Genomic DNA, 4,842 nt, shown 5'->3' on the forward strand with positions numbered 1-4,842 from the left:
GGCTGAGGCCAAGGCTGGGGCTGCACCGACACGACACGCTCCGATCCGAGAAGACCCACGAGTGATCACCAGCGCTCATGGTCCACCGCCTGCTCGTCGCGCTGCTACCCCTGGCGCACGGGCAGACCCACGACCGACTCCGCCAGTCATCACGACGCCCGCCAACTCGGCGCCAAAGCACGGCAGTTGGAATTAACCACCAAGATCGGGCAGGCCTTGGCGTCGCAGACGCGGCTGGGGTGCACCATGACGGGCAGGGCCTTGACCTCGGGGTTGTTCTTGTTGAGCCAGCGGATGCTGCCGCCGAACTGGTCCGCGTCCTTCTTGGCGATCGTGTCGGTGTCGCACCCGGTCTTCAGCTCGATCACGGCCTGCCGTGCGACCGAGAGTGCCCACAGGTTGTCCGGACCCGTGCCGTACAGCTTCTCCGGCCGGGTGCTCACGAACCCGAGGTGGAGGCCCAAGCGCTCCCAGGCCCGCTCGGCATCGTCGGCGCGTTCCTCATCGCCCCACACCACTTCTTCCAGCAGTGCCTTCACCCCGAGGACCAGGTTGACGCCGTCGCCGTACTCGGCGGACAAGAACTGCGCGGCCTTGCGGGCCTGCACGGCCGCCGCCTTGATCTGGGTCGGCTCCACATGGCCCGCGAGTACCGCGGCGGCGCCGCGCCTTGTGCTGTGGAGCGCGGCGCCGCGGTGCAACACTTTTCAGATGCCGGGCCTGCGGGGGGCACGGGGGTTTCCGCACCTGGAAGCGGGGCTATCACAGGTCAGGGCCTCCCGATCGGAGGCACGGTGTTCTTCGCACAGGCGCTCCAGGCAGCGGCGGGCCAGTTCCGGATCGATGCCCCAGCGTTCGAAGGTCTCCGGACGGATTGCCTGATGGGAGACCAGGCAGCAGAGAAGATCGACCAGGGCGTCGCCTTCCCCGAGGCCCGGCGGATGACCGCCGCCGTCGATCGCTACGGCCGTCAGCACCTGCTCGCGGGTGAAGCGGCTTCCGTGGAGCGTTTCACCCTGGGCGCGTACCCGGATGGGATAGAGGCCGGGCGACGTGGTGGTGAAGGCTCCGACGTGGTCCCCGCCAGGTGTTGGCGCGAGAGTCACCGACTGCTGGCCGCCGCCTGGCTGCCGGATCTCCGCCCAGACCGTCCCTCGGTCCTCGACCGGGACGTCGTACTCGCGGATGCGAGCGACGAGCCGCACCTGCTCCCCGGGGAGCAGACTGGCCTGCAGCGCCTCGGCCTGGAAGGTCAGGTTCGAGTAGCAGTGCACGAGCAGGTCGTAGGGCAGGCCCGCAACTGCCTGGCTGCCTGTCGGCTCCACGCGAGTGAGGCGGGCGTGCGGCTTGCGGCGCAGCCTCAGGACGGCGGTCCACACCCCCTCGTGGGCGGCGACGGCCGGGTCCGGGACCGCTGGCAGCACCAGCCGGTGGTAGGCCACGTCGCCGCCCACGACGTAGTCCCCGGTGCCAAGTCCCGCAGCGGTGGACGCGTCGAGGCGCGTGCCGTCCGGGGTCTCGAGCGTGAAGTCCATGATCTCGGGGTGCGGCGTGAGCAGGAAGGTGTCGAGCCCGATGTCGGCCTCGCTGACGACGAAGGGGATTCGGTGCTCGGCACCGAAGGGCAGGTTACCGTGAGGGTCGAGGATGACGTTAGCGTTTGTGACGCCGGCCAGGATCTGCAGGAAGTACTTCGCGAGCCGGTAGCGTTGGGACGTGTCGAGCGCCCCGGTCACGAGCAAGTAGCCCTGGTGGCCCTGGGTGAGCGCCTGCAGCGCAGCGACGCTGATGTTGTGTGGGAGGCCGAGCCCGATGGCGAAGGTGTTCGCCGAGAGACCAGCGCTCGCCGCCGCGATGGTCGGCGGGGTGTTCTCCATCCCGTCGGTGAGGACGACCATGGCCTGGACGTCGTAGGGCGGCGAGGCCGCGGCTTGGCCGTCGTCGAGCGCGGCGCGGCCGGCCCCCACGCCTGCGCCGATCGATGTCCACCCCGCTGGATCCAGCGCAGGGCTGTTGATCTGCTCGAGCGCCGCCGTGCGCCCGAGCCCGCCAGGCGCCGGCCCGACGTCGGTGACGTCGGTGAGGCGCTGCGCCGCTAAGCTGTAGCGGACGATCGACAGGCCGTCCCCCGGCAGCATCGCATCGACGAACACGCCTGCCGCCTCGCGCAGCTTGGTGATTTTGGTCGTGCCGTCACCGGCGTCCTCGTCCATGCTGCCGGAGCGGTCCAGCACCAGGACGACCTCCGTGCGCGGGCGCGGCACTGTCGCGGCGGTGATCGGGATTGTCCATGTTTGCCCTGTCTGGTCGAGCTGTACCGTGACCGAGCCGCTTGCTGTGGCGCCCGCTGTGGTCGACGTGTACGAAATCCACAATCGTGCATAGTTGGCTGGCGAGTACGGCCCGGCCAACACGTCGACAGCCGTGGGCGGTGCGGCTGTGAAGTCGCCGGTCGGGCCGCTGAGGATGCGGAAGGTCAGACGCCGGCAGGTGCTCACCTCGAAGACGACGGCGCGGAAGGTCGTCACCCCGGCTCCCCCTACGCCTTCCGGAACGTTGCCGAAATCCAGGCTCGGCGTCTGCAGCGCGACGGATTCCGGCGGAAGGAACGGCTGCAGCGTCTGCCGCATCACGCGCGAGCAGACCGGGCAGAACGGGCCGTAGTCGCGCATGTAGCAGCTCGGCAGTGGGCGGTAGGCGCCACATCTGAAGTAGAACGCGCCCTCGTACGCGCCGACCGCCCCGGGCCCGGGTGGTGTGGTGGGCGGCTCACAGCCCATGCAGTCGGCGTTGCAGGAGGACGGCATTGGCGTGCTGGCCGCAATCAGGTCCCGCCACTTGTTCGTCGCCCGGTTGGCGTCGAAGGTGACGTTGGGCTCCAGCGGCTCCGTGCCGGACGCTGTTTCCCCGTTTTCGTACTCGTCGGCCAGCCCGAAGGCCGAATGCCCGATCTCGTGGATCGCGATCTCCGCCGCTGCCTCATGCGTGGAGCAGGTCGCGACCGAGCCGCCGGAACCGCCGTACTTGCTGGAGTTGACGATGACCAGCGTCTGGTTGCGCAACGGCACGGCCTCCTTGGCGGCGGCGTCCGCCCGGGCGCTGTCCACCGTGAGCAGCCGCTCCAGCCGTGTGTCGCCCCAGGGGCTGCAGAAGGTGGCGTCGAAGAACGTCCGCGGTGTGGTCCCCGGGCCGCCGCAGTCCGTCGGCTCGTCCGCGCCGCTGTCCGTGGAGGTGACATCGACGCGCCACACGTTGACGCCACACCAGAGCTCGTCCCACGGCGGGGTCACGCGGATGCGATCGATGAATGCTTGAACGTCCGTGTGATACTTCGCCAGTTCGGTCGCCTGGTAGCCGTCGCCGAGCACGACGAGGTCCCAACGCGACGACGGCGATCCATGGTCGACGACCTTGGTGGTCGCCCCGATGCTCCCGTCGCTTGCGCCCATGCGACTACTCCTCGCGGTCGTACAGCGGGAAACGGCCCTGGTCGCGTGCAGGGCCGTGGCGCTCTTCCTCGTCCGGCGGGGTCGCCCACAGGCGCACCGAATCCGCCTGCGCCAGCGCCGGGACGACGACTTCGAAGTCGGTCTGCTGCGGCGGGCGGATGTGGACCTCGATCCGTCCGTCGGGCGAGTGGTGCTCCGCGCGGACACGGAACGGGTCATGTACCAGCCGGTGGTGGAGCACCGCTCCACGCTGGTCGAGGATCTCCACCCACGCCCCCGAGTGCTTCGCGCCTCTCGGCCGCTCACCCACCGCTGCGGGTGCCACCATCGGCACGCGCTCCCTGCGGCGCAGCTGCACCGACTCGCCATCGAAGTGGAACGTCAGGCGCCACGACTCCCGCGGATTGACCGCCGCGCGTTCGGACTCACCGGCCATCACTGCCTCCATCGGTTGGCACTTGTCCGGGTTTATCCGACTCATGCTGATGTTATCCGAGTGGAGCGCTCCCTACACCTCGGTCAGCTGCCGTTCCTCACGCGGCCGGTGTGCCTGCCGGTGCTCGCCCGGTTGCACTGCCCAGGGCAGGGCCCGTCGAAGGTCGAGCAGGCCGCGCAGATGATCCGGTTCCTGTCCGCGTGCCACTACCGCCGCCGTGTGCACGTGGTCGCGGACGCTGCCTACCACGGACGCGCTCTGCGGGAGCTTCCCGGCCACGTCACCCTCACCGTCCGGCTGTCGGTCTCGGCGGTGCTGTATGCGCTCGCCCCGCCGCCCAACGGCAGGCGCGGCCGGCCGAGGCTGAAGGGCGACCGGCTGGGCACCCCGGCCGAGCTGGCCGCCGCCTGCGGCTTCGCCCTCACCCCCGTCAACCGCTACGGACGTACCGAGCAGGTATTCCTCGCCGAGTGCACCTGCCTGTGGTACGGCTCACTGCACACTGTCGGCGGTCACGAAACCCAATTCCCCACTCTGAGCCGATCTTGAGCACGTATATTACGTGACGGACGACAACCTCCCCACGGGAGGGCCGACACCTGCCGGAACGTTCCTCGGCCGCCCACTGGCCTTTGATCCGGCCAACGGGAGATCAGGACATCACCTGGCCATAGTGGATGTCGCGACCGACGGCGCCGCCCCCAGCCCGGCGAGCCGCTCAGCCTCAGGCGCGGACCCTGCTCAGGCCCGTACGAGAGGGCCGGCTGCGGCGGTGAAGGCGTGGTGCCGGCCCGGGCGATGCTGGCTCGCCGGTCGCGGTCGGCCCGGTCAGGGGCCTCGTGCAGGCTGAAGGTGACGTCGACGCCGGGGTTCCGCAGTTGGTGGACACACGGGCAGCCGGGAACCGCTTCTGACCAGGTGAAAGGAAGTTACTCGCGCGTCGGCCGTGTGCCTACA

Annotated in this window: 4 protein-coding genes; 1 reads left to right on the forward strand and 3 read right to left on the reverse strand. The window is 69.6% G+C overall.

Annotated elements, in window-relative coordinates; translation table 11 throughout:
* Nucleotides 1-149: 149 nt before the first annotated feature.
* The 3 genes from ACWD3C_RS47800 to ACWD3C_RS47810 are packed head-to-tail and all read right to left on the reverse strand — an operon-like array spanning nt 150 to nt 3,885.
* Nucleotides 150-704: a hypothetical protein gene (locus ACWD3C_RS47800; protein ID WP_451154991.1), complete on the reverse strand. Its 555-nt coding sequence runs from the start codon at nt 702-704 to the stop codon at nt 150-152.
* A 3-nt stretch (nt 705-707) separates the two neighbouring features.
* Nucleotides 708-3,449, reverse strand: a complete 2,742-nt coding sequence (locus ACWD3C_RS47805; protein ID WP_451154993.1) for a M64 family metallopeptidase — start codon at nt 3,447-3,449, stop codon at nt 708-710.
* A gap of 4 nt (nt 3,450-3,453) precedes the next feature.
* On the reverse strand, nt 3,454-3,885 hold the full coding sequence (locus ACWD3C_RS47810; protein WP_451154995.1) for a hypothetical protein: 432 nt from the start codon (nt 3,883-3,885) through the stop codon (nt 3,454-3,456).
* A gap of 60 nt (nt 3,886-3,945) precedes the next feature.
* On the opposite strand from ACWD3C_RS47810, the gene ACWD3C_RS47815 reads away from it, so the two are divergent.
* Nucleotides 3,946-4,434 carry a transposase gene (locus ACWD3C_RS47815; protein WP_451154997.1) on the forward strand — a complete coding sequence of 163 codons (489 nt, stop codon included), beginning with the start codon at nt 3,946-3,948 and terminating at the stop codon, nt 4,432-4,434.
* Nucleotides 4,435-4,842 lie beyond the last annotated feature (408 nt).

It is taken from the genome of Streptomyces sp. NPDC002845 (assembly GCF_053591955.1).